Annotated in this window: 1 pseudogene; it reads left to right on the top strand. The window is 66.0% G+C overall.

The features are described from left to right. A pseudogene (locus tag L0D17_RS14080) lies at positions 1-365 on the top strand (IS1634 family transposase); the annotation flags it as partial.

Here is a 365-nt window from a genome sequence, read left to right as displayed (position 1 = left end):
GTGGAGGTGGCTAAATCTGCCCGCAGAGCCTTTCCCTTTCCCGTGCGGGCTCTTCACGTGGACTCCACCAGCTTTCACGTCCACGGGGTGTACGGGAGCGGGGAAGAGGGCCAGACCGATACGGGGGACGAGCCCCTGGTCATCCGCCTCACCCACGGCTACAGCCGGGACCACCGCCCAGACCTCAAGCAGTGGGTGATGAACCTGATCTGCGCCGATACCGGGGGGATTCCCCTGCTCTTCGCTCCTGGGGATGGGAACCAGTCGGATCAGGAGGCCTTGGTTCCCCTGCTGGCGCGCTACCGCCAGGGCCTGGAACTGGGGGAGGTGGTGGTGCTGGACGGGGCCAGCTACAGCCAGGAGAA

This window comes from Thermus thalpophilus (assembly GCF_022760915.1).
Lineage (GTDB): Bacteria > Deinococcota > Deinococci > Deinococcales > Thermaceae > Thermus > Thermus thalpophilus.
Note: the sequence above shows the minus strand (reverse complement) of the source record. Positions and strands in the feature narration are given on the sequence as shown.